Below are 22,679 nucleotides of genomic sequence, written 5' to 3' on the forward strand. Positions count from 1 at the left end.
AAAAGCGGTTGAGTTCGTTCCGCAACGGGAACACTTGGGCGGAAACAAACGGTCACCCACACAAAGGAACCACTGTTGTCTGCAGGCTCTGAGTTCGTCGTCGTTGCCAACAGGCTCCCCGTCGATCTCGAAACCCTGCCGGACGGCGGTACCCGCTGGAAGCGCAGCCCCGGCGGACTCGTCACCGCCCTCGAGCCGATTCTGCGAGGCAACAAAGGCGCCTGGGTCGGGTGGCCCGGCCTTCCCGATGTGGATGTCGATCCGATCGTCGAAGACGGCTTGGACCTCTACCCGGTCAAGCTGAGCGCGCAGGAAGTCGCCGACTACTACGAGGGCTTCTCCAACGCGTCGCTGTGGCCCCTGTATCACGACGTGATCGTCAAACCCGTCTACGACCGAAAGTGGTGGGCGGCGTACGTCGAGGTCAACCGCCGCTTCGCCGATGCGACCGCGAAGGTGGCCGCACAGGGTGCGACGGTGTGGATCCAGGACTACCAGCTGCAGCTCGTCCCGAAGATGCTGCGCATGCTCCGACCCGATCTCACCATCGGATTCTTCCTGCACATTCCGTTCCCGCCGGTCGAGCTGTTCATGCAGATGCCGTGGCGAACCGAGATCGTCGAAGGGCTCCTCGGTGCCGATCTGATCGGCTTCCATCTGCCGGGCGGCGCCCAGAACTTTCTGTACCTGGCCCGTCGCCTCGCCGGCCAGCCGACGTCGCGCGGCAACGTGGGTGTGCGGTCCAAACTCGGCGTCGTGCAGGTGGGTTTCCGCACCGTCCGAGTCGGTGCGTTTCCCATCTCGATCGACTCGGGCCAGCTCGACGAACTGTCGAAATCCAAGAGCATTCGCGACCGTGCGAAACAGATCCGCAAAGAGCTCGGCAATCCCACGAACATCCTGTTGGGCGTCGACCGGCTCGACTACACCAAGGGCATCGACGTCCGACTCAACGCATTGCGTGAGCTGCTCGAAGAAGATCGCGTCGATCCCGAAGAAACAGTGATCGTGCAGCTGGCGACGCCAAGCCGTGAACGCGTCGACAGCTACGTGCAGATGCGCGGCGACATCGAACAGCAAGTCGGGCGGATCAACGGCGAGTACGGCCGCGTCGGCCACCCCGTGGTGCACTACCTGCACAAGCCGGTCCCCCGCGAGGAACTGCTCGCGTTCTTCGTCGCTGCCGACCTGATGCTGGTCACCCCCCTGCGCGACGGCATGAACTTGGTTGCCAAGGAGTACGTCGCCTGTCGCTCTGACCTCGGCGGCGCCCTGGTGTTGAGCGAATTCACCGGCGCGGCAGCCGAATTGCGACAGGCCTACCTGTGCAACCCGCACGATCTGGACAGTGTGAAAGACGCGATGATCGACGCGCTGACACAAGACCGCGAGGCGGGCCGACGCCGGATGCGTGCCCTGCGTAGGCAGGTGCTCACTCACAATGTCGACCGGTGGGCGCGCTCGTTCCTCACCGCGCTCTCGCACGGCGGTGTCGCAGGCTCGGCGCTGATGCCGGACGAAAAAGCAGAGGACGAGAAGGGCTAGACCGGAGTCAGGCTGGAGACCAGCCAGCGCCCGTCATGCTTCTCCAGATCCACCCGGACACGGCTTCCGCTGATGACAGCCTGTGGGGTGTCCTTGCTGGTGGTCGCCTGATTGAGGAACAGCAGGGTCGTCACCTTGTCCCGCGACGCCGATACGACGCTGCCGCCCTGCACGGTCACCTTGACGGTGAGCTGCTTCTCTTTCGCCCCTGGGATGATCGCCTGATCGATCAGAGTCTTGTATTGGTCCTTGAAGTCGCCTGTCAATCCGTCTTCGGCCTTGGGTAATTCGGCATCGACGGTGTTGAAGTCGTAGGACAGCATGGCAACCGACTGCCTGCCCGCCGCGTCGACGGCGTCTACGCGCGCGTCTTCGGTCTGCTTGTCGGACCAGTACTGGTAGCCGAGCAGGATCGCGGCGATCAGCAGGGCAAGCACCACTGCCGCAGCGAGCGCCATGATCGCTCTGCGGACCCAGCGCGGCGAATCGGTCGGCTTGTCGGTCTCGGTGGTCGTGGCGGTCACGGGACGAATTCCACCTTCGACGTCGTCAGCTTTCCATCGGTGTCGGTGATGGTCACCCGAAGCCTGAAGTCGCGCGGCGACGGCTTGGCGTCACCGGCGTTGGTCACCGTCGATCGGGCGGCCACCAGGACATTGGCACTGTCGCCGCTCTCGCTTTCGAGGCCGGCCTCGATGATGCTGCCGTCGGTATCGACCTTCGCATCCGTGACGATGCTGATGAACGGGTCCATGCGGTCGCCGAACTCGGCCTTGAACTCACCCGACGCGCCCGCCACGATCCGATCGACGTCCTGCTTTGCCGTCTTTTGGTGGATGGTCGTCATATTGATCACGCTCTGCCGGGCGGCGGCAACGTACTCGGCTCGCTTCGAATCACGTTGTTGTGCAGAGTGTCTCGCAATACCGAGCAGAACGACGGCGACAACCAGGCCCAGCACGGCCAACGCAGCGACGCCGGTCAGCACTCTGCGCGCCCAGGTGCGCCTGCGAGACGCGGTGGCAACCGACTCGCTGCCCGACTGGGCTTCGACCGACCCGGCTTCGATCGGGGGTATCTCGACAGGCTTCGGATCGACCGCGGCCACAGGCTCTGGTGTTGTAGCTGATTTGGATGCGGCAAAAGGCTGCGATGCGGCAGGTTTCGCGGGCTCCGCGCCCACCGGCGGACCAGCCGAACGACTGGCTCGGCGTCGTACCCGTCCCGTTGCTGTCGACTCTGACTTGGCCTCGTCTTTGTGGTCTTCGCTCATTTACCCTGCTGCTCGGTCATCATCGTCTTCCAGTCCGTCGGTGTTCGCGCCGCACCGCCTGGAGCGATCCCGGGCTGCGAGTACGTCTTCCCGTCCGAGCCGATGAACGTCCCGGTCTGGGCGTCGTACTGCTTGGCAGTGGTACTCGGTTCGTACGAGGCAGGCGCTGCCGCTCCCGGCGCCACCGGTTGCGGTGGTCCGAACGGCGGATTGGTTCCCAACGGTACGTAACCCTCTTCGCTCTTGCATTGCTCGGGTGTGGCGGCCCGTTTTCCGGGAACCTCCATGCACGGAGCATTGCGGGCTCCGCGGACGGCGATCGGATCGTCTTGCGGAACCTTGCAGAACAGATTGGTCGGCGTGTCCGGGACGGTGATGTCCTTGCCCGACCGACGCTGATCAGTAGGCAGGAAGCCGGTGGTGCACGCAGGCGGATCGTTGAACTGAATCTGGAAATCCACAAGCGCACCCTCGTCGCGCGGTCCGTTCGTTGCAGCGGTGATCAGGGCAGCGACGATCGGCGGATACAGCACCAGCAGCTGCTCGATGCTCGCGTGATAGATCACCCCGACCTGGCCGACGCTCACCAGGTTGGCCAACAGCAACGGCAGCGTCGGCTTCAAATCTTGAAACAGCTTGTCGGCCTGCGCCGCGACCCCGGGACCGCGTTCGAGAAGGGAACGCAATTGGGGATCGCTCCGCCGCAACTGGTCCGTGAACCTGGCGAGGTTCTGCGTCCACGCCCGAATGTCGTCGCTGGTGTCGTTCTGCGTGTCGAGCAACGGCCCGATCTGGTCGATCAGGGTCTTCGTCTGATCGACATTGGAATTCGCTTCCTGAATGAACAACCGGGCCGAGTCCAGCAGCTTCTGCAGATCGGGCCCGGTTCCGTTAAACGCGTTGAACGCCTCGTCGATGACCGTCTGCAGCCGGGTATCGGCGACGCCGGCGAGCAAGCGATCCGCCTGGTCCAACATGGGACCGACATCCTGCGGCAGCTTGGTTCTCTCGACCGGGATCACATCGCCGTTCCCCAGATCGGGGCCGCTCGACGTGTTCGGAATCAGATCGACGTACTGCTCGCCGACTGCCGAAACACTCTTGACCCACGCCTCGAGGTCCGAGGGAATCTTGTAGCTGCTCTCGATCGACAGTTTGGCGTCCACACCGTCCGGTGTGAGCCGAACCTCTTCCACCTTGCCGATGTTGGTGCCGCGGTATGCGACGTTGGCGTTCTTGTACAACCCGCCGGTCGAGGCCAGCTTCACGGTGACGCCGTAGCGCCCGATGCCGAGCATCGCGGGAACCTGCACGTAGATGGTCGCCATGGCGACCACGCCGATCACGGTGAGAATCGAGAAGATGATCAGCTGAGCACGGACGAACTTCGAGAGCATCATCGGCCGCCACCTCCCGGCAGCGGTGTGGTGATGCCCGGAATGTTCGGCAGGCCAGGGATATTCGGAAAACCGGGAATCTGCGGCTGCGGCACGGCCATCGGTGGCGCGGCAGCAGGCGTCTGCAGGGGCCCGGTGACGGGATTGCCCGCTTGACCCGCAACACCGGCCCCCGAGCCGAGAATTCCTTCGACGCCACCGAGCGTGCCGCCGAGCGGCGTACCGGTGAGGAGGTCGGAGTCCAGGCGCGGACCGGTGAGGTCGAGGCTCATCATCAGGTTCGCGTAATCGCCCTTGAGCGCGTGATCGAGGTTCTTCATCGGGAACGGGAACGTGAGCGCGATAGTCAGCACATCGGTGAGGTGATTGCCGCTGTCCGCCAATTCCTTCAGCACCGGCCCGAGACTCTTGATGTTGGCTTTCAGATCGTCGCCGCTGGTATCGATGACTCGCGATGCGACGTCACTCAGGTTGCCAAGGGAGACCAAGGCGTTGGTCAGGTTCTGCCGTTGCCCGGTCAGCACGGTCAGTGCAGGCGGAATTTTGTCCAACGCGTCGGTGATCACGTTTCGCTGATCGGAGAACTGCCCGCTGAGCCGGTCGAGCCCACTCAGCGCGGACACGATGTCGTTTCGCTGCTGATCGAGGCTGGTGACCAGGCTGTTCAGTTGCGGGATCAGATCTCGGACCGAACTGGTCCGGCCGTCGAGCGCTTTGTTCAATTCGGTTGTGATGTCCTGCAATTGGGCCAGTCCGCCGCCGTTGAGCACGACCGACAACGACGACAACGTTTGCTCCGTCGTCGGGTAGGCCCCTGCGCGCTCGATCGGAATGGTGGCGCCCGGCTCCAGTGTTCCCACCGGCTTCTCGTCGACGGGTGGCGCAAGCTCGACGTGGTTGGAGCCCAGCAAGCTGGTCTGACCGATCTTCGCCGTGGCGTTGGCGGGCAATTGCACACCCTTGTTCAGCGACACGGTGACCAGCGCGTGCCAACTTTGCACCTCGATCCCGGTGACCGTGCCGACTGTGACGTCGTTGACGCGCACCGGCGAATTCTGCGACAGCGTAGTGACATTGGGCATTTGGATCTTGACCTGATACGACCCGTCGCCGGTGCCTTCGGTGCCCGGCAGCGGGAGCGAGTTCAGCCCTGTCCATTCGCAGCCGCTGAGGCTCAGCGACAGCGCGATTGCGGCGCAGGCCAGGGCGAGACGGTGTCGTCGGGTGCCGATCATCGCCCACCACCCGGCAGCATCAGGGCGCCCAAGTTTCCGGGAACGGTGACCGACGGCGTACTACTGACCGGCATGGAATCCGCACGTTGAGGCGGGACAGAGTCGGCCAAACTCGGTGGGCTGTACCGAATTTGGTTGGGGAAAGCACCGACGCCGGTAGCTGGGTTGGTGAGAATCGGAGGGTAGTTCACCGCCAGCGTGCTCAGTACCGGGGCCAAATACTGAACACAGAGATCCGCGGTCTTCTGCGAATCGTTGGTCTCCAGACCTTCGGTGGCACCACACAGAAAGTTCACCGGGTTACCGAAGTTGTTCAACGCCACCGCACCTGTCAGCGTGCCTTGGGCAGGCTTGTAGATGTTGTTGAAGTTGGCCAGTGCGGTCGGCGCCACATGGAGCACCTTCTCCAGATCCGGCCGCTTCTCGGCAAGCACCTGCGTAGCGTCGGCGAGTCGACCGACACTCTCGCTGAGCGCCTGGCCGTTGTCGGTGATGAAGCGCTTCAGGTCGCCCACCGCTGTGTCGAGATCGTTGAGCGCGGTACCCAATTCGTCGGAATTGGTTGCGAGCACATCCGAAACCGATGCGAGCCTGCCACCGAACTGCACGATCTGCTCGTTGCTGTTCGCGAGCGCCGACACGAACACCTGGAGGTTGCGAATCGTCGAGAACAGGTCGGTCCTACCGTCGGACAGGATGCTGATGGTCTGCGACAGCTGGTGCAGCGTGTCCTTGAGCTTGGTGCCGTTGCCGTCGAGGTTGGCAGCCGCGGTGTTGACCAACCGACCGAACGAGCCCTGCTCGTCACTTCCCTTGGGGCCGAGCGCATCGGAGAGTTTGGTCAGTTCGGTCTTGATGTCGTCCCATTCGACCGGAACAGCGGTGCGCTCCACCGGAATCGACGCGTCGTCGGCCATCGCCGGGCCACCGGAATAGACGGGCGTCAACTGGACGAACCGTGCCGACACCAGTGACTGCGCAATGATCACCGCTTTTGCATCGGCGGGGATGTGCACGTTCGAATCGACCGACATCGTCACCTTGGTGGAATCGCCACCGGGTTCCACCTTGTCCACCTTGCCGACCTTCACGCCGAGGACGCGAACGTCGTCGCCCGCATACAGGCCGGTGGTCGACACGAAGTTGCCCACGATCGTGTTCTTACCGAGCCGCGAGAAGTAGACGAAAGCCCCGACCGCAAGCAGGATCGCGACCAGAGCGAGCGCTCCGATCGCCAGCCACTTCTTGCTGGGTCGCCGTGCGGTGAGTGCGGTCATTTCGGCCGATCCTGCAGCTTGATAGACGGTCCCGGCTGGGTCAGCATTGCCCGCAGGTCGTCGGGTACGTGTTGTGGCCACACGAGTGCGTCGGCCAGCGTCTGCGTATAGAACCCGTTGATGTTGGACACGTACGCCTGGAAGTACGGGCCGCTTGCCACCGCCTCGCCGAGCGTATTGGCATACGGCGCAAGACCGTCCAGGGCTTTCCCGAGGTTATCCTTGTTCTTCTGCAACACTGCGACCACAGAATTCAACTTGTCCAACGTCGGTCGCATCTGCTGTTGATTGTCGTTCACCACACCGCTCAGCTGCTGCGACACCGACGAGATGTTGGAGATCAGCTCACTGATCGATGCACGACGCCGATCCAGCTCGCCGAGCAGCTGATTGCCGTCCAACAGCAGCGCGTTGATCTGACCGCCGCGGTCGGCCAAGATCTGCGTGACGTCCTTCGCCTTGTTCAGCAGCTGGCGCAAACTTTCGTCGCGGGCATTGATGCTTTCCGACAGCCTGCTGATGCCGTCGAGCGCAGAACGCAGCGGCGCCGGTGTGTTCTGCAGCGAATCGGACATCGCGTTCAGGGTGTTGCTCAGCTGAGCTGTGTCCAAGTCGTGCACAGTGTTGCTGAGGTCGCCCAGCGCATCCGTCAACGAGTACGGCGAGGTGGTCCGATCCAGCGGGATGGTGTCGTCTCGATCGATCGCACCCTCACCTGCCGGAGTGATGGTCAACGACTTGCGGCCGAGCACCGTGTTGGTCTTGATCGCCGCAGTCGTCTTGTCGCCCAGCTGAATTCCCTCACTGACGGTGAACCGCGTGAGTACTTTCTGATCGTCCAGCGAAATCTTCTCGACCTTGCCGACCTTGATGCCCGCAACTTCGACCTGGTCGCCGGGTAACAGGCCGCCGGCATCGGCGAAATCGGCGGTGTAGGTGATGCCGGATCGCAGGAACGGCAGCCGGTCGTATTGCAGGGTCGCGATCACGATCATGAGGCCGACCACGATGCCGACGATGCCCACGTTCACGGGGTTCGAGATCTTTCGATCACTCATCGCGCGCACCTCCCCGTCTCTTGTCCGCCCGGCAGAACGATCATGATGTCCTTGCCGTCGGGGCCGGTCAGCTTCATGCGCGTCGAGCAGACGTAGAACTGGAAGAACGAGCCGTACGAACCGACGCGCACCAACTTGCGGTATGTCGCGGGTAGCTGTTGCAGCACCGAGTCGAGAGTGTCCTTGCCGAGGTCCAATTGGTTTGCGGTCCTGCCGGTTTGCGCAATGGTCTCGCGAAGGTCCGGGCGTGCCTCTTGCAGCAGTTTGGCCAGATCGCCTGTCGCACCGGCAATTCGGGGAATCGCCGCGCCGATCGGGTCGCGATCCTGAGCCAGCCCGCTCACCAGTTGCTGCAGCTGATCGATGGTGGTGGAGAACTGATCCCCACGATCGTCGATCGTCTTGATCACAGTGTTGAGGTTGTTGATCACGCTGCCGATCAGTTCGTCCCGATCGGCCAGCGTCTTGGTGAACGACCCCGCGCCGTTGAGCAAGGACACCAGCTGGTCACCCTGGCCTTGGAAGACCTGCAGCAGAGCGCTGGTCAACTGGTTGACCTGATTCGGATCGAGTGCGCGGAGTAGGGGTTTGAATCCGCCGAGCAGCAAGTCGAGATCCAAGGCGGGCGATGTCTGCTCTTTGGGGATGGAGCCACCGTCCGCCAATTGCTCCATCGACCCGGTGCCCTCCATCAACTCCATGTAGCGATCGCCGACCAGGTTCTCGTAGCGCACAGTCGCTTTGGTGCTCTTGAAGATCGGATACTTCTTGTCGACGTCGAACTCGACGTGCGCCAGATCGTCCTTGCCGACCTTCACTCCCTTGACGGAGCCGACCGGGACCCCGGCTATACGCACCTTGTCACCCACGCCCAGGCCGGACGCGCTGGTGAAGGTGGCGTTGTAGCTCTCGGTGCTCGCGAAGCGAACCTGGCTGAATACGATCGCGAGGCCGGCGAAGATCAGCACCATCACGAGCGTAAATATCAGCAGCTTCACCGTATTGGCAGTATTTTTCATCGACCTGGCACCTGCCCGGGGAGCAGACCCGCGTAGAGCAGCTGGAAAATTTTGGGTCCGTTGACGGCGAACTGGGTGTTCGGCACGTACGGGACGGTGCCGGTGTCGGCAACCACGAACGGCGCGTGCGATCCGTGTACCGGGTCCGGCAGGCCCCAGCAGTTCGGGCCACCCGTTGCGGCGACCTTGGGTAGGTCCTTCGGGTAGGTGTACGGCCGTGCGCCCCACTCGAACCCGGCATTGAGCGCCACACCTTCCTGCAGGCCACCGAAGATGTCTTCACCGACCACGCGCCCCTGATCGAGCCCGACGATCAAACACTTGAGCATCGGCGAATATTCGTCGAGCAGGCCTGTGGTGGGGCGAAGCAGATCCAGCGCGGTTTCGAGATTCTTCTCGTTGTCGTTCAGCACACCACCCGCGGTGTTGGCGAGGCCCGTGACGTTCGTCAGCAGCGAATCGAGATTCTGCTGTTCGTCGACGATGGTTCCGCTCGTCGCGGTGATGTTCTGAATCGTCTTCAGAAAGTCCTGAGCACTGTCGGCGTAGGTATTGGTCACGCCGGCGGCCGACGTGAAATCGCGTTGCAGCGCAGGCAGACTCGGGTTCATCTTCTTCAGGTACGAGTCGGTGTCACCGAGCAGCTGCCCCAACTCGTCACCGCGGCCACTCAACGCCGTCGAGAGCGCACCGAGCGTGGCGTTCAGTTTCTCCGGCTCCAGCTTCTGCAGTACGTCGGACAGGTGTTGGAACAGAGTGTTGAACTCGACGGTCACAGCGTCGGCTGCCACGGTCGCGCCTGCCGCGAGGTGATTCGGCGACGGATTCTCCGGGACGACGAAGTTGACGTACTTCGCACCGAAGACCGTGGTGGATTTGATGTCCACCTTGGCATTCGACGGAATCAGCTTCAGCATGTCCGGGTTCATGTTCAGGACCAAGGTTGCGCCGTCGGTCGTCTCCGCGATCGACTTGACCCGACCCACCTCGACTCCCCGCATTTTCACTTTGGCGTCGGGGTCCATCACCAGGCCGGAGCGCGGGGCGGTGACAGTGATGGGCGACGTGCGGGTGAATCCACCTGCAAACATCGTCATTGCGGCAGCCGCGATCGCGACGAGGGCGAGCACGAGGCCCAGCCCTGCCGCTTTCTTGACCCAACTCCGCTCCGACACGTCGCTCCTCTATCCCGACAGATTGAAGTTGCCGGACGCGCCATAGATGGCGAGCGAGATCAGCAGGGTGACGGAGACGACGGCTATCAGCGACGAACGGACCGCATTGCCGACCGCGACGCCGACACCGACGGGTCCGCCCGTGGCGTTGAAGCCGTAGTAGGTGTGGATCAACATCACCGCGAGCGCCATGACGATCGCCTGCACGAACGACCACAGGATGTCGGTGGGTATGAGGAAGGTGGAGAAGTAGTGGTCGTACACGCCGGACGACTGCCCGTAGATGACCACCGTCGCAAAGCGACTCGCGAGGAAGGACGCGATGACGGCCAACGAATACAGCGGCACGATGGCGATCATCCCCGCAACCACCCGCGTACTGACGAGATACGGCACCGACGGAATCGCCATCACCTCGAGCGCGTCGATCTCCTCGGAGACACGCATCGCGCCGAGCTGCGCTGTGGAGCCCGCGCCGATCGTCGCGGCCAGGCCGATGCCCGCGATGACCGGTGCCGCGATGCGAACGTTGATGAACGCCGCGAAGAAGCCGGTGAGCGCCTCGACACCGATATTGCCCAACGAGCTGTAGCCCTGCACGGCAATGGTTCCGCCCGCGAACAGCGTCAGGAAGCCGACCACCACCACGGTGCCGCCGATGACAGCCAATGCGCCGGTGCCCATGCTGATCTCCGCGATCAGGCGGACGGTCTCGCGGCGGTAGTGAACGAGAGCCTTCGGCGTATGTCCGATCGCCTTGGCGTAGAAGATGGCGTGCTCACCGACGCTGTCGAGCGATCGGGACGAGCGTTGCATGCGCCGAGAAATGCGCGGAAACCGACTTTCGAGCACTGCGACGGCCACTGCTTACTTCGCCGTCAGTTTCAGTCCGACGGCCGTGACCACGACGTTGACGACGAACAGAGCCATGAACGCAAAGACTACGGTCTGGTTCACGGCGTCACCGACACTTTTCGGGCCGCCTTTGACGTTGAGGCCGAGGTAGCACGCGACCAAGCCGGCGATCATGCCGAACAGGCCGGCCTTCACCTGGGAAATGATCAGTTCTCCGAACCCGGTGAGCAGCGTGATGCCGTTGACGAAGGCGCCCGGGTTGACGTCCTGGAGAAAGACGGAGAAGACGAAGCCACCGAGGATGCCGATGGTGCAGACCAGCCCGTTCAGCAGCAGGGCGATTGCCATCGACGCGAGCACGCGCGGAACGACGAGTCGCTGGATCGGATCGATCCCGAGTACGCGCATGGCATCGATCTCTTCGCGGATCGTGCGTGCGGCAAGGTCGGCGCAAATTGCCGTTGCACCCGCTCCGGCAACGATCAACACGGTCACGATCGGACCGACCTGCGTGACCGAGCCCAGTGCTGCACCCGCACCGCTGAGGTCGGCAGCACCGATCTCGCGAAGAAGAATGTTGATGGTGAAGCTCACCAGGACGGTGAACGGCACCGCGACGAGCACAGTGGGAATGATCGACACCCGAGCAACGAACCAGGCCTGATCGATGAACTCGCGGCGCTGGAACGGCGGCCGAACGAGCGCACGTGCCGTGGCTCCGGTGAGTTCGAAGAATCCGCCGACCGCCCGAAGTGGCACGGCAAGGAGCTCGTTCATCGCTCCTCCTAGACTCCCAACCCCATGTGACCGGGGTCATAGTAAACTGGAACACGTTCAGGTGTCAAAACCCAACGACCGCCGCCCCCGGAGCGGCTCAACGATCTTAGGGCATCTGCGCGCGTCCCCGCGCCCAATCGGATCGTCCCCGACCTACCGGATCGGCTGAGTCGAGCAAAGATACGTGGTCGATCAGATCGCGTGGCTCGGCACCGAATACCGATGTGAACAGCAGTTTGACAGGCGTACGCCCGTTGCGGATGCCCACCCCGATTGCGGGCAGATGGGACCGATCGGTCAAGGTCTCGATCCGGTCTCGCACGGTGCGTAACGACCGCCGGGGCCCGATCGTCGTGCGAGCAACGCTGCTACAAGACAGAACTTGGCTTTCACCCTCGTCATCGAACTAGAACACGTTCTCATTCAAATCTTACCGAGAGCCAACGCCTGCGACGCCGAGAACGTCCGCGCCGGATCGCGATCGGCGAAATATCCGCCCAGCTCGTCAGCCAGCGTCGCAGCTGTCCATTGCTCGCCGTTGGCATCGAATCGCTGCTCGACGACCGGGGCCGCCATCAGCGCGACCATAGGACCGTAGACAACGAAGAGTTGACCGTTCACCGCGTCGGCGGCAGGCGAGGACAGGTAGGTGACCAACGCTGCGACGTGCTCGGGAGACAACGGATCGGTGCCGTCCGTCGGTGCGTCGCCGAAGACGTTCTCGGTCATGGCAGTACGAGCTCGTGGACAGATCGCATTGGCGCGAACGCCGTACCGCGAGAGGCCGCGCGCGGCGGACAGCGTCAACGCCGTGATGCCCGCCTTGGCGGCGCCGTAGTTCGGCTGGCCCTCTGGGCCAAGCAGTCCGGCCTCGGACGACGTGTTCACCAGGCGGCCGTAGATCGGCCCACCGGCTTCCTTCGATTTGCCGCGCCAATACGTTGCCGCATTGCGCGAAAGCAGGAAGTGTCCACGAAGGTGGACCTTGAGCACCAGGTCCCAGTCGTCGTCGGACATGTTGAACAGCATGCGATCTCGGACGACGCCTGCGTTGTTGACCACGATGTCGACGCTGCCGAACTTGTCCTGCGCCGTGGCCATCAAAGCGTCCGCCGTCGCACGCTCGCCGATGTCGCCGGGCACGAACTCGACCTGCGCACCCGCGGCGCGTATCCGATCGAGCGTGTCGGTCACCGCGTCGCCCGCGGCGAGATCGTTCACCACCACCGACGCACCCGCGCGCGCGAGCGCAATCGCCTCCGCGCTACCAAGGCCGGCACCCGCGCCGGTCACGATTGCCACCTTGCCGTCGAGACTCACTCCTGCATCGCTCACGGCGGCAACTCTAGAACGTGTTCTAGGTCGGCGGCAACAACGATCACTCCTTGGCGAACAATGCGGCCTTGGGGCACTGCGCAACAGCGTCGCGCACGTCGTCCTCTCGGTCCGCGGGAACCGGGCCGTCGGCGATGATCAACTCGTCGTCATCGTTGAGTTCGAAGACATCCGGGGCGATTCCGGCGCACACGCCGTTGGCCTCGCACTGATCCCAGTCGACACCGACCTCCATCGGAACCCCTTTGTCTCCCGACAGCCGTCCAGCCGTCGAATCGAATACCGCACCGGCTTACAAGACTAGAACCTGTTTCACCAGGGGGCAACGAAGGTGAGCCTGTCACGCGGTGCCGGCACCGCGCGGGTCGTAGGTGCGGTGCCGCTGCTCCGCGAGCCGGCGGCCGGCCGCGAGTTGATACAGGCTGATGCCACCGGGTTGCCACGGGCCGACGCTGCCTGCCGCCGTCGCTTCGACGGATTTCGGCGGCAACTCCAACTCGGCTCGCAACACGGCGACCGGTCGATTCGCGACGGCGAACCAGTCCTTACCGAGGAAATCGGTACTCCCCGCGCACAGCGCAGCGCGTCGCAGCGCGTCGCCGAGCCGATCGGTCATGCCACGACGGGAAAGATGGCCGCGGTCCGCCTCGAACAAGCCCGCGCCACGCGCCAGGTAGCCGGTCTCGAACAGGCTGACCACCATCGCCAGGAGACTGAAAGCGCGTGGATCGTCGTTGGCGCGAGCGATGAACCCGAACACCTCGATCTCGTTCTCCACAGTGCGACGATGCGATTTCGGAACGCCAGATTTCGCCGAGCGAGACCTTCAGCAAACTCGGACGCGCCGACGGGTGCCGCGGAGGCCGGATCGATCCGATATTCCGTCATTGCGTGGGTCAGCTCCGCTCTTCACCAACTTTGCAACAAAGTAATCATGCGCCACATCCGAGTGCACGTCGGAGACAGGCGCGATCTCGCCGAGAAAACTAGAACCTGTTACACCTCGTGTGCAATGATCGAAGAAGGGCCACACAGCGAGGTGACGGATGCGAATTACCTACACGCCTGAGCAACAACTACTGCGCGAAGAACTCCGCGCGTACTTTGCTCAGCTCATCACGCCGGAACGCCGCGAAGCGCTCAGCGTGCAGTCCGGCGAATACGGCACAGGGACCGTGTACCGAGATGTGGTGCGCCAGATGGGTAGCGACGGCTGGCTCACCCTCGGGTGGCCCGAAGAGTACGGCGGCCAGAACCGCTCCATGCTCGACCAGCTGATCTTCACCGACGAGGCGGCCACCGCCGGTGCGCCGGTGCCGTTCCTGACCATCAACTCGGTCGCGCCGACCATCATGGCCTTCGGTAGCGATGAGCAGAAGAAGTTCTTCCTCCCCAAGATCTCGGCAGGCGAACTGCACTTCTCCATCGGCTATTCCGAGCCGGGCGCGGGTACCGACCTGGCGAGCTTGCGCACAACCGCGACGCGCGACGGCGACGAGTACGTGATCAACGGCCAGAAGATGTGGACCAGCCTGATTCCTTACGCCGATTACATCTGGCTCGCTTGTCGCACCGATCCGAATGCCAAGAAACACAAGGGCATCAGCATGCTGATCGTTCCTGCGACAGCAGAGGGTTTCTCGTGGACTCCCGTGCACACCATGGCGGGAGTCGACACGAGCGCCACCTACTACCAAGACGTCCGGGTGCCGACCTCGGCGCTGGTCGGCGAGGAGAACGGTGGCTGGGGGCTGATCACCAACCAGCTCAACCATGAGCGCGTCGCTCTCACTTCCGCTGGCCCGCTGCAGCATTCGCTGCGCGAGGTCACCGAGTGGGCCCAGCACACCAAGTCCGCCGACGGCAACCGGATCATCGATCGCGAGTGGGTGCAGATCAATCTTGCTCGGGTGCACGCCAAGGTGGAGTACCTCAAGCTGATGAACTGGGAGATCGCATGGAGCGTCGAGCACGCTCCCAGCAAATTCGACGCGTCGGCCTGCAAGGTCTACGGCACCGAACTCGCCACCGAAGCGTATCGACTGTTGATGGAGGTGCTCGGTCCCATCGCCTATCTGCGCCAGGACGCGAAGGGCGCCGCGGTACGCGGGCGGATCGAGCGATTCCATCGTTCGGCGTTGGTACTCACGTTCGGCGGCGGCACCAACGAGGTGCAGCGAGACATCATTTCCATGACCGCACTGCGGCAGCCGCCCGCACCACGCTGACAGGACGGACCGATGGATTTCACACCCACCGAGGCACAAGACGACCTCGGCCGACTCACTCGGAGCATCGTCGAGAAGTTGGTGACACCCGAGCGACAGCGGGAATTGGATTCTGCGGACGACAGATTCGACCAGCGCCTGTGGACCGCGCTCGCCGACGCGGGCGTGTTGGCGGCGGCGTTGCCGGATTCCGTCGGCGGTGGCGGCTTCGGCATTCTCGAACAGTGCACGGTGCTGCGCGAACTCGGCCGTCAGGTTGCCGCGGTGCCCTACCTCTCCTCGATCGTGCTCGCTGCGGACACGATCGCCGCCTACGGCAGTGCGGAACAACAGGATTGGGCACGTCGGGCCGCAACCGGCGACATCGTCCTGACGGCGGCCTTGGCCGAGGAACACAACGACGATCCGGCCCGACCGGCCACACGGGCCGAGCCCGACGGTGACGGCTGGCTGCTCACCGGCGCCAAGATCACCGTTCCCGTCGCGACCCGCGCCACGAGGGTGCTGGTGCCGGCGTCGACGCCCGACGGCGTTGTCGTGTTCGTCGTGGATCCGACGAGCGACGGCGTCACGATCACTCCGCAGCGGGTGGTGGATTTCAGCGCCGAGGCGTACGTCGAGTTCGCGGGTGTGCGCGTCGGCAGTGCGGACGTGCTGGGCTCGGTCGAGTCGGGTGCGGAGATCGTCGCCCGGTTGTTGACCCGCGCGGCAGTGGGGCTCAGCGCATCGCAACTCGGAACACTCGATCGCGCACTGGAATTGGTGGGCGACTATGCCCGCGAGCGCGTGCAGTTCGACCGCCCGATCGGAACGTTTCAGGCGGTCGGGCAACGGTTGGCAGATGCCTACATCGACGTCAAAGGCGTGCGCCTGACGCTGTGGCAGGCAGCATGGAGTCTCAGCGAAGGTCTACCGAGCGAAACCGAAGTTCATACGGCCAAATTCTGGGCGGCCGATGCCGGTCATCGCGTCGCGCACACCGTCATCCACGTCCACGGCGGTGTCGGGTTGGATACCGAACATCCAGTTCATAGATACTTCCTGGCGGCGAAGCACAACGAGTTCGCGTTGGGCTCCGCAACAGACCACCTGCGCAAGCTCGGCGCAACACTGGCGTCGGTTCCTGCATGAGCGTGACCGTGGCGGATCTGCTGCTGCGACTGCGCGACGACACCGAACACGGAATCCTGTTCGAGGATCAGCGATTCAGCTGGTCCGAGCACGTCCAGGCGAGTGCCGATCGGGCTGCGTGGCTGCGGTCGATGTTCGACTCCGAGCGGCCACCACATTTCGGCGTGCTGATGGACAACACCGCGGAGTTCTCGTTCCTCCTCGGCGCCGCAGCCCTGTCGGGATCGGTTCTGGTCGGGGTGAATTCGACGCGTCGTGGCGCCGCGCTGGCCCACGACATCGCACTCGCCGACACTCAGTTCGTCATCACCGAATCGCGGCACCTCCCGCTGCTCGACGGCCTGGACCTCGGCGGTCGCCGGGTGATCGACATCGATTCGGACGAGTGGACATCGGTGTTGCGACCGTTCGAGTCGTCACCTGTCGAAGCCGACCCGGTCGACTCCGACGACCTGCTCATGCTGATCTTCACCTCCGGCACCAGCGGCGACCCGAAAGCGGTGCGCTGCACCCACAGCAAGGTGGTGATTCCCGGCGACGTGCTCGCCACCCGAATGGGGGTCTCCGCCGACGACACCGTGTATGTGTCGATGCCGATGTTTCATTCGAACTCGATCATGGCGTGCTGGGGAGTCGGCCTCACCGCGGGCTCCAACGTCGTTATCAGGCGCAAGTTTTCGGCGTCGAACTTTCTGCCCGACGTGCGCAGACACGGCGTCACGTACGCCAGCTACGTCGGCAAGCCATTGGCGTACGTCCTCGCGACTCCTGAGCAGTCCGACGACGCCGACAATTCGCTGCGACTGATGTACGGCAACGAGGCGTCGTCGTCCGTCGTAGCCGAGTTCTCGAAACGGTTCGGCGTGCTGGTGCTCGATGCATTCGGATCGTCCGAGGTCGGTGTCTCGATCTCCCCCGACTTCACCGCGCCCGCCGGCGCAATGGGTCTGCTGCCCGAGGGCGTCGACATTCTGGAGTTCGGCGGCGACGAGCGTTGTCCGGTAGCCGAATTCGATGCCGATGGTCGACTGCTGAACGCCGACGAGGCGATCGGCGAACTCGTGAACCTGGAAGGCGCAGGCGGATTCGCGGGCTATTACAACAATCCCGAGGCCGATGCGGAACGCATGCGAGGCGGCAAATTTCGCACCGGCGATCTGGCGTATCGCGACAGCGCGGGCTACGTGTATTTCGCAGGCCGCAGTTCGGGGTGGCTACGAGTCGACGGCGAGAACCTGGCAGCAGGCCCGATCGAACGAATCCTGTTGCGGCATCCGAATATTCTGCGAGCAGCGGTCTACGGCATCCCTGACCCGACAGCCGGCGACCAAGTTATGGCGGCATTGGTGCCACGGGGCGAGCTCGACATTGCGAGTCTGGCGCAATTCTTGGGCGAGCAATCAGATCTGGGCCCGAAACAGTGGCCCAGCTACATCAGGGTCAGCAATGACCTACCGCAGACAGCGACGTTCAAGGTGCTCACGAGAACACTGCAAGCAGAGGCGTTGTCCACCACCGATCTGCTCTACCGCCGCACCTCCACCGGCTACCAACCGCACCCCCACCCGGGTGAAAGCCACTTTGGTTCGGTCTGACGCAACGAACGGTACATTCACCCCGCTGAATCCCTGATCCGGGCGGCAGCGGCGTCGAATTCGGCAAGCAGATCGGCCATCACATCGGCGACTGGACGGATTTCGTTCATCCGGCCCACGATCTGCCCGACCGGCATGGCGACGACTTCGGGATCACTCGATGCCACGATCCGTTGGTGCGCCTCGCTGACCAGAATGTTCTGCAGCGGCATCGGCAACGGATCGGGGGCGCCCGGCTTCGACCACGCCTCGGTCCACTTGGTCTTGAGCAACCTGGCCGGCTTACCCGAATAGATACGCGTGCGAACCGTGTCCGCCGACGTCGCACCGAGCAGCGCACGCTGAATCGTCGACATGGATTCGCCTGCGGCACTGCCGAGTTTGTACTCCGAGGTCGTCAACCAGTACGAGCCCATCCACACACCACTCGCCCCGAGAGCCAACGCCGCAGCGATCTGACGCCCGCTGCCGATTCCTCCGGCCGCCAGCACGGCCGCGTCGTTTCCGACCGCATCGACGATCTCCGGAACCAGCACCATCGACGCGATTTCGCCGGTGTGACCGCCCGCCTCGTACCCCTGCGCGATCACCACATCGACGCCGTTGTCGATGTGGTGCCGCGCATGCGACACGGCACCCGCGAGTGCCGCGACCGGCACACCCGCGCCGTGCGCCTGGTCGATGACGTCTTTCGGCGGCGAGCCGAGCGCATTCGCGATCAGCTTGATCGGGTGCTTCAGCGCGACGTCGACGTGCGAACGCGCGACCGAGTGTAGCCACCCGAGCACACCCGCGGCATGCTCGGCACCTGTATCCAACGGTGGCACACCGAGTTCCGCCAAAGTGCGGTCGACGAAGGCTCGGTGTTCCGCTGGAATCATTGCGTCGAGATCCACCGTCGTACCTTCGGTCGGCACCTTGGCGGGCATGACGATGTCGACGCCGTAGGGCCTGCCGTCGGTGTTGGCATCCATCCAGTCGAGTACGGCGTCGAGCTCGTCGGCGTCGTTGAATCGGACGCACCCCAGCATACCGAGCCCACCCGCCCGGGTGATCGCTGCCGCGACATGCTCGGACGGCGTGAAACCGAAGATCGGGTAGTCGATTCCGAATCTGTCGCTCAGCTCGGTGCGCATCGGATCTCAGGCTCCGGCGGCAACTGGCGTCGCGCCGACACCGTCGTCAGGCGACCGGAGCGTCGTCTGCTCCTTGGCCCAGCGGTAATCCGGCTTACCCGCGGGCGAGCGCTTGATCTCGTCGACGTACCAGACGCTGCGCGGGAGTTTGTACGACGCGATCTCCGTCAGCATCGCGGGCCGCAGCTCTTCCACGCTGGGGCGCTTGCCTTCTCGCGCCTGGACCACCGCGGAGACACGTTCGCCGAATCGGTCGTCGGGAACACCGACCACCAGCGCGTCGAACACGTCGGGATGCGCCTTCAACGCGCCCTCGACCTCCTCCGGGAAGATCTTCTCACCGCCGCTGTTGATGGAGACCGAGCCACGTCCGAGCATGGTGACCGTGCCGTCCTCTTCCACGCGCGCATAGTCGCCCGGGATCGAATAACGCACGCCGCCATACTCTTTGAACGTCGCCTTCGACTTGGCTTCGTCGTTGTAGTAGCCGAGCGGGATGTGCCCCTTGCGGGCGATCACGCCGATCACACCGGAGCCGGGTTCGACGGGGTTGCCGTCGTCGTCGAGCACGGAGGTGGAGGCGTCGATCTTCACTCGCGGCCCACCGGTGTGTTCGGCACCCTTGGCGACGATGCTGATGCCACCGAATCCTGTCTCCGACGAACCGATCGAGTCACTGATCATTCGGTTCGGCAGCAACTCCATGAACTTGTCCTTGACACTGGGCGAGAACAGCGCCGCACTGCTGGCGATCACGTACAGGGTGGACGCGTCGTACGGATTCCCGGTGTCGGGGTTGCCTTCGACGAGTGCATCGACCATCGGCCGTGCCATCGCGTCACCGGTGATGAAGATGAGGTTCACCCCGTGACGGTCGATCGCCTGCCAGACGTTGTGGCCACTGAAGTCCGCCACCATGACCGTCTTGCCGCCACCGAACAGACTTTGGAACGTCGCCCACTGCGATCCGCCGTGGATCATCGGCGGGATCGGCAGCCGCGTCATGGCCGGGTTGGCGGCGCCGAGGTTCGCCAGCTCCCATTCGTCCTTGACGTACTCGCCGGTGATGAAGTTGATCCCGCCGCCGAGCACGCGCCACACGTCCTCCTGCCGCCAGAGCACACCCTTGGGCTTGCCGGTGGTGCCGCCGGTGTAGAGCATGTAGACGTCGTCGGTGCTGCGTTCGCCGAAGTCGCGGTCCGGCGAAGCGTCGGCCAGAGCCGCTTCGTACTCGGTCCCGCCGTAGGCGATATCGGAGCCGTCTTCGACGACGACGGTCGTCTTCAGTAGCGGAGTCTTCGGCGCAACGGCGGCTACTTTGTCGGAGTAGCGACGCTCGTGGATCAGCGCGACCATGTCCGAATTTTCGAAGATATGTTGCAACTCGTTCTCGACGTAGCGGTAGTTGACGTTGACCACCACTGCGCGGAGCTTGAAAATCGCCACCATGGCTTCGACGGCCTCGATGGTGTTGCGCGAGTAGACACCGACCTTGTCGCCCTGTTGCACGCCCTGTTGTTGCAGGTAGTGAGCGAGGCGATTGGCACGCTCGTCCATCTGGGCGTAGGTCTCTTCGCGGTGGTCGTCGAGAAGAGCAACCCGCTCCGGCATCAAGTCGACAGCGTGCTCAACCAGGTCAGCAATGTTATAGGCCACGTCCACAAAAGTAGAACGTGTTACCGTTTCGTGCAAGACCCAATCGAGACCCAGCTCACATGGAGACTCCGTGACGTCGACCGCGCAAGAATCGGACAAATCAACCGCGCACGCACTGGTGGAAAAGCGCGGTCACGTGCTGATCGTGACCATGAATCGGCCCGAGGCGCGCAATGCGTTGAGCGGCGAGATGATGGCAATCATGCGCGAGGCTTGGGACCGCGTCGATGCGGACCCCGAAATCCGAGTCGCGATCCTCACCGGCGCCGGCGGCGCGTTCTGCGCAGGCGCCGACTTGAAGGCGATGACGTCGCAGCATCCGGGCGATTCGTTTTCCGGACCGGGCGAGCGAAGCGACGGGGGATCCAATGCGGGCGGGATGGATATGTCGCGAATCGATGCCTTGCTCAAGGGTCGTCGACTGACCAAGCCGTTGATCGCAGCTGTCGAAGGTCCGGCGATCGCGGGTGGTACCGAAATCCTGCAGGGCACCGATATTCGCGTAGCAGGCGAGAGCGCGAAATTCGGTGTGTCGGAGGCGAAGTGGGGTTTGTTCCCCCTCGGCGGCTCAGCAGTACGACTGGTGCGCCAGATTCCGTACACGATCGCGGCGGACATTCTGTTGACCGGCAGGCACATTCGGGCGGCCGAGGCGAAGGAGATCGGGCTGATCGGGCATGTGGTGCCCGACGGCCAAGCGCTGACCAAGGCGCTCGAGCTTGCCGATCTGATTGCGGCAAACGGTCCCCTGGCTGTCCAGGCGATCCTTCGAACGATCCGCGAGACCGAAGGTATGCACGAGGAAGAGGCGTTCAAGATCGACGCGAAGTTGGGCGTCGACGTGTTCAAGTCGCAGGATGCGAAGGAAGGCCCTCGCGCGTTTCTCGAACGCCGTCCGCCAACCTTCACCGGCTCCTAACTGGGTGAATTCGTACGGATGGCCGCGGACGCGACGACGCTAAAGCGAAATGTGCGCGAAGGTCGGCAATAACGCGGTCGGGTTCATCTTTGAGCGTGCGCGGGATACTCGATAGAACGACGATCCCAAGACTCTGCATCGCGTTTCGGCGCTGCACCGTCTCTTGATACGAGGCCGGCGACAGATGCCACTCGAACGAATCGATCTCCCAGGCCAACGCAACAGCGTCGATCCATCCGTCGGGCCGCGCGATGAATCTGCTGTCTGCATCGACCACATCGACGTTGAAGACCATCGCAGGCAGACCGCTGCGCATCCACAGTGTGCGCGCCGCCGCCTCTGGCGCAGAATGCACGTTCGCCAGAACTTCGCGCAGAACAGTTCTCGGCAGTGCCGAACCGCGACCACTACCCTGCTCCAGCTCGGTCGACAGGTCTCGTGGAGACGCCGCACCTCGTTGGACGATGTCGGCGATCAACGCGCGTGCGCTGTCCACCGTCGTACATCGGCGGGCTGCGTCGAGTACGGACCGAGTGATCGGCGCGCAAGGAATTCCCGCGCGATCGACTGCATCGGGCATGCGCGTCGTGCGTTCGATTACGACGAAGCCGGCGGATTGGACGCGGCGACCCGCACTCACCAGAACCTGAACGTCGCCGGAATGCCGACCGACGCCGTATTCGGCCAAAGCCGCACGGCCGGAGAGCATTGCACCCGGTCCGGCGTAGACGACGGCGGCAATCGATCGTTGCCGCGCGGTCAAATAACCGGTGAACAAACTGATGACGCCTGGAAGCACGCGACGCCACGGCCCACCGGGCTGGCATCGCGCCGAGATGGTCGAGCGCGCAACACCGAGACCCTCTAATTCCGCCACCCGGATGACACCGCCCGTCCCCACAACTGCCGCCAGATCACCCAGTTCAGCCCAGCGCCCCCGCCTCATGCGATCAGTCTTACCGATCCTGCGAAGGCAGCCTGAATGCTGACCTGGTCTTTTGCCGCGCCTGTGGATAACTTCGACACCAATTTCGCTGGGTGAATGTGCCTTTTGTTCGGTCAGATCGA

Annotated in this window: 21 protein-coding genes; 5 read left to right on the forward strand and 16 right to left on the reverse strand. The window is 63.5% G+C overall.

Annotation, left to right across the window (positions count from 1 at the left end; translation table 11 throughout):
• Positions 1 to 75 precede the first annotated feature (75 nt).
• On the forward strand, positions 76 to 1,545 hold the full coding sequence (locus tag FOY51_RS16230) for an alpha,alpha-trehalose-phosphate synthase (UDP-forming) (RefSeq protein ID WP_149431296.1): 1,470 nt from the start codon (positions 76 to 78) through the stop codon (positions 1,543 to 1,545).
• Here FOY51_RS16230 and FOY51_RS16235 read toward each other — a convergent pair.
• From FOY51_RS16235 to FOY51_RS16300, 13 genes are all read right to left on the reverse strand, one after another.
• On the reverse strand, positions 1,542 to 2,003 hold the full coding sequence (locus tag FOY51_RS16235; RefSeq protein ID WP_149431450.1) for an Rv1363c family protein: 462 nt from the start codon (positions 2,001 to 2,003) through the stop codon (positions 1,542 to 1,544). The two genes, FOY51_RS16230 and FOY51_RS16235, sit on opposite strands and share 4 nt — an antisense overlap.
• A gap of 62 nt (positions 2,004 to 2,065) precedes the next feature.
• Positions 2,066 to 2,818: an Rv1363c family protein gene (locus FOY51_RS27625; protein WP_235916405.1), complete on the reverse strand. Its 753-nt coding sequence runs from the start codon at positions 2,816 to 2,818 to the stop codon at positions 2,066 to 2,068.
• Positions 2,815 to 4,218, reverse strand: a complete 1,404-nt coding sequence (locus FOY51_RS16245; protein WP_149431297.1) for an MCE family protein — start codon at positions 4,216 to 4,218, stop codon at positions 2,815 to 2,817. Before FOY51_RS16245 ends, FOY51_RS27625 begins: the two co-directional genes overlap by 4 nt.
• Entirely contained in the window at positions 4,215 to 5,450 is a 1,236-nt protein-coding gene (locus tag FOY51_RS16250) for an MCE family protein (RefSeq protein ID WP_149431298.1), read from the reverse strand. Before FOY51_RS16250 ends, FOY51_RS16245 begins: the two co-directional genes overlap by 4 nt.
• A complete protein-coding gene (locus FOY51_RS16255; RefSeq protein WP_149431299.1) occupies positions 5,447 to 6,727 on the reverse strand; it encodes an MCE family protein in 1,281 nt (426 codons plus the stop codon). The genes FOY51_RS16250 and FOY51_RS16255 overlap by 4 nt, the downstream gene beginning before the upstream one ends.
• Positions 6,724 to 7,785: an MCE family protein gene (locus FOY51_RS16260; RefSeq protein WP_149431300.1), complete on the reverse strand. Its 1,062-nt coding sequence runs from the start codon at positions 7,783 to 7,785 to the stop codon at positions 6,724 to 6,726. Before FOY51_RS16260 ends, FOY51_RS16255 begins: the two co-directional genes overlap by 4 nt.
• Complete coding sequence (locus FOY51_RS16265; protein ID WP_149431301.1) at positions 7,782 to 8,804, reverse strand: MCE family protein; 1,023 nt, start codon at positions 8,802 to 8,804, stop codon at positions 7,782 to 7,784. Before FOY51_RS16265 ends, FOY51_RS16260 begins: the two co-directional genes overlap by 4 nt.
• Complete coding sequence (locus tag FOY51_RS16270; RefSeq protein WP_149431302.1) at positions 8,801 to 9,979, reverse strand: MCE family protein; 1,179 nt, start codon at positions 9,977 to 9,979, stop codon at positions 8,801 to 8,803. The genes FOY51_RS16265 and FOY51_RS16270 overlap by 4 nt, the downstream gene beginning before the upstream one ends.
• A gap of 9 nt (positions 9,980 to 9,988) precedes the next feature.
• Positions 9,989 to 10,795: an MlaE family ABC transporter permease gene (locus tag FOY51_RS16275; RefSeq protein WP_149431303.1), complete on the reverse strand. Its 807-nt coding sequence runs from the start codon at positions 10,793 to 10,795 to the stop codon at positions 9,989 to 9,991.
• 51 nt (positions 10,796 to 10,846) lie between these two features.
• Positions 10,847 to 11,611, reverse strand: coding sequence for an MlaE family ABC transporter permease (locus FOY51_RS16280; protein WP_149431304.1), 765 nt, complete (start codon positions 11,609 to 11,611; stop codon positions 10,847 to 10,849).
• A 423-nt stretch (positions 11,612 to 12,034) separates the two neighbouring features.
• Complete coding sequence (locus FOY51_RS16290; RefSeq protein ID WP_149431306.1) at positions 12,035 to 12,946, reverse strand: 3-oxoacyl-ACP reductase; 912 nt, start codon at positions 12,944 to 12,946, stop codon at positions 12,035 to 12,037.
• A gap of 43 nt (positions 12,947 to 12,989) precedes the next feature.
• Positions 12,990 to 13,181 carry a ferredoxin gene (locus FOY51_RS16295; RefSeq protein WP_149431307.1) on the reverse strand — a complete coding sequence of 64 codons (192 nt, stop codon included), beginning with the start codon at positions 13,179 to 13,181 and terminating at the stop codon, positions 12,990 to 12,992.
• 105 nt (positions 13,182 to 13,286) lie between these two features.
• Positions 13,287 to 13,724, reverse strand: a complete 438-nt coding sequence (locus FOY51_RS16300) for a hypothetical protein (RefSeq protein WP_149431308.1) — start codon at positions 13,722 to 13,724, stop codon at positions 13,287 to 13,289.
• A 268-nt stretch (positions 13,725 to 13,992) separates the two neighbouring features.
• Between FOY51_RS16300 and FOY51_RS16305 the strand changes: the two genes are divergently transcribed.
• From FOY51_RS16305 to FOY51_RS16315, 3 genes are read left to right on the forward strand one after another with little or no spacing between them, the layout of a single operon-like run.
• Complete coding sequence (locus FOY51_RS16305) at positions 13,993 to 15,174, forward strand: acyl-CoA dehydrogenase family protein (RefSeq protein ID WP_149431309.1); 1,182 nt, start codon at positions 13,993 to 13,995, stop codon at positions 15,172 to 15,174.
• Positions 15,175 to 15,186: 12 nt separating this feature from the next.
• The gene (locus FOY51_RS16310) at positions 15,187 to 16,305 is read left to right on the forward strand and encodes an acyl-CoA dehydrogenase family protein (protein ID WP_149431310.1); all 1,119 of its coding nucleotides are present in this window, start codon (positions 15,187 to 15,189) and stop codon (positions 16,303 to 16,305) included.
• Positions 16,302 to 17,900, forward strand: coding sequence for a long-chain-fatty-acid--CoA ligase (locus FOY51_RS16315; RefSeq protein WP_149431311.1), 1,599 nt, complete (start codon positions 16,302 to 16,304; stop codon positions 17,898 to 17,900). Before FOY51_RS16310 ends, FOY51_RS16315 begins: the two co-directional genes overlap by 4 nt.
• A gap of 17 nt (positions 17,901 to 17,917) precedes the next feature.
• Here FOY51_RS16315 and FOY51_RS16320 read toward each other — a convergent pair whose 3' ends face one another.
• Both FOY51_RS16320 and FOY51_RS16325 read right to left on the reverse strand, forming a co-directional pair.
• Positions 17,918 to 19,036, reverse strand: a complete 1,119-nt coding sequence (locus tag FOY51_RS16320; RefSeq protein WP_149431312.1) for an NAD(P)H-dependent flavin oxidoreductase — start codon at positions 19,034 to 19,036, stop codon at positions 17,918 to 17,920.
• Positions 19,037 to 19,042: 6 nt separating this feature from the next.
• Positions 19,043 to 20,692 carry an acyl-CoA synthetase gene (locus FOY51_RS16325; protein ID WP_149431313.1) on the reverse strand — a complete coding sequence of 550 codons (1,650 nt, stop codon included), beginning with the start codon at positions 20,690 to 20,692 and terminating at the stop codon, positions 19,043 to 19,045.
• A gap of 151 nt (positions 20,693 to 20,843) precedes the next feature.
• On the opposite strand from FOY51_RS16325, the gene FOY51_RS16330 reads away from it, so the two are divergent.
• A complete protein-coding gene (locus FOY51_RS16330) occupies positions 20,844 to 21,611 on the forward strand; it encodes a crotonase/enoyl-CoA hydratase family protein (RefSeq protein ID WP_371830455.1) in 768 nt (255 codons plus the stop codon).
• Here the strand turns inward: FOY51_RS16330 and FOY51_RS16335 are convergent.
• A complete protein-coding gene (locus tag FOY51_RS16335; RefSeq protein ID WP_149431315.1) occupies positions 21,598 to 22,557 on the reverse strand; it encodes a hypothetical protein in 960 nt (319 codons plus the stop codon). The genes FOY51_RS16330 and FOY51_RS16335 overlap by 14 nt on opposite strands.
• Positions 22,558 to 22,679: the final 122 nt, after the last annotated feature.

This window comes from Antrihabitans cavernicola (assembly GCF_008297975.1).
Taxonomy (GTDB): Bacteria; Actinomycetota; Actinomycetes; order Mycobacteriales; family Mycobacteriaceae; genus Antrihabitans; species Antrihabitans cavernicola.

Bases quoted from the DNA above. Each gene is read 5' to 3' on its own strand.
- FOY51_RS16320 (WP_149431312.1), bottom strand. From the start codon at position 19,036: ATGCGCACCGAGCTGAGCGACAGATTCGGAATCGACTACCCGATCTTC.
- FOY51_RS16235 (WP_149431450.1), bottom strand. From the start codon at position 2,003: ATGGCGCTCGCTGCGGCAGTGGTGCTTGCCCTGCTGATCGCCGCGATC.
- FOY51_RS16315 (WP_149431311.1), top strand. From the start codon at position 16,302: ATGAGCGTGACCGTGGCGGATCTGCTGCTGCGACTGCGCGACGACACC.
- FOY51_RS16265 (WP_149431301.1), bottom strand. From the start codon at position 8,804: ATGAAAAATACTGCCAATACGGTGAAGCTGCTGATATTTACGCTCGTG.
- FOY51_RS16295 (WP_149431307.1), bottom strand. From the start codon at position 13,181: ATGGAGGTCGGTGTCGACTGGGATCAGTGCGAGGCCAACGGCGTGTGC.
- FOY51_RS16330 (WP_371830455.1), top strand. From the start codon at position 20,844: ATGAATCGGCCCGAGGCGCGCAATGCGTTGAGCGGCGAGATGATGGCA.
- FOY51_RS16260 (WP_149431300.1), bottom strand. From the start codon at position 7,785: ATGAGTGATCGAAAGATCTCGAACCCCGTGAACGTGGGCATCGTCGGC.
- FOY51_RS16245 (WP_149431297.1), bottom strand. From the start codon at position 4,218: ATGATGCTCTCGAAGTTCGTCCGTGCTCAGCTGATCATCTTCTCGATT.
- FOY51_RS16255 (WP_149431299.1), bottom strand. From the start codon at position 6,727: ATGACCGCACTCACCGCACGGCGACCCAGCAAGAAGTGGCTGGCGATC.
- FOY51_RS16310 (WP_149431310.1), top strand. From the start codon at position 15,187: ATGGATTTCACACCCACCGAGGCACAAGACGACCTCGGCCGACTCACT.
- FOY51_RS27625 (WP_235916405.1), bottom strand. From the start codon at position 2,818: ATGAGCGAAGACCACAAAGACGAGGCCAAGTCAGAGTCGACAGCAACG.
- FOY51_RS16275 (WP_149431303.1), bottom strand. From the start codon at position 10,795: ATGCAACGCTCGTCCCGATCGCTCGACAGCGTCGGTGAGCACGCCATC.
- FOY51_RS16305 (WP_149431309.1), top strand. From the start codon at position 13,993: ATGCGAATTACCTACACGCCTGAGCAACAACTACTGCGCGAAGAACTC.
- FOY51_RS16250 (WP_149431298.1), bottom strand. From the start codon at position 5,450: ATGATCGGCACCCGACGACACCGTCTCGCCCTGGCCTGCGCCGCAATC.
- FOY51_RS16335 (WP_149431315.1), bottom strand. From the start codon at position 22,557: ATGAGGCGGGGGCGCTGGGCTGAACTGGGTGATCTGGCGGCAGTTGTG.
- FOY51_RS16280 (WP_149431304.1), bottom strand. From the start codon at position 11,611: ATGAACGAGCTCCTTGCCGTGCCACTTCGGGCGGTCGGCGGATTCTTC.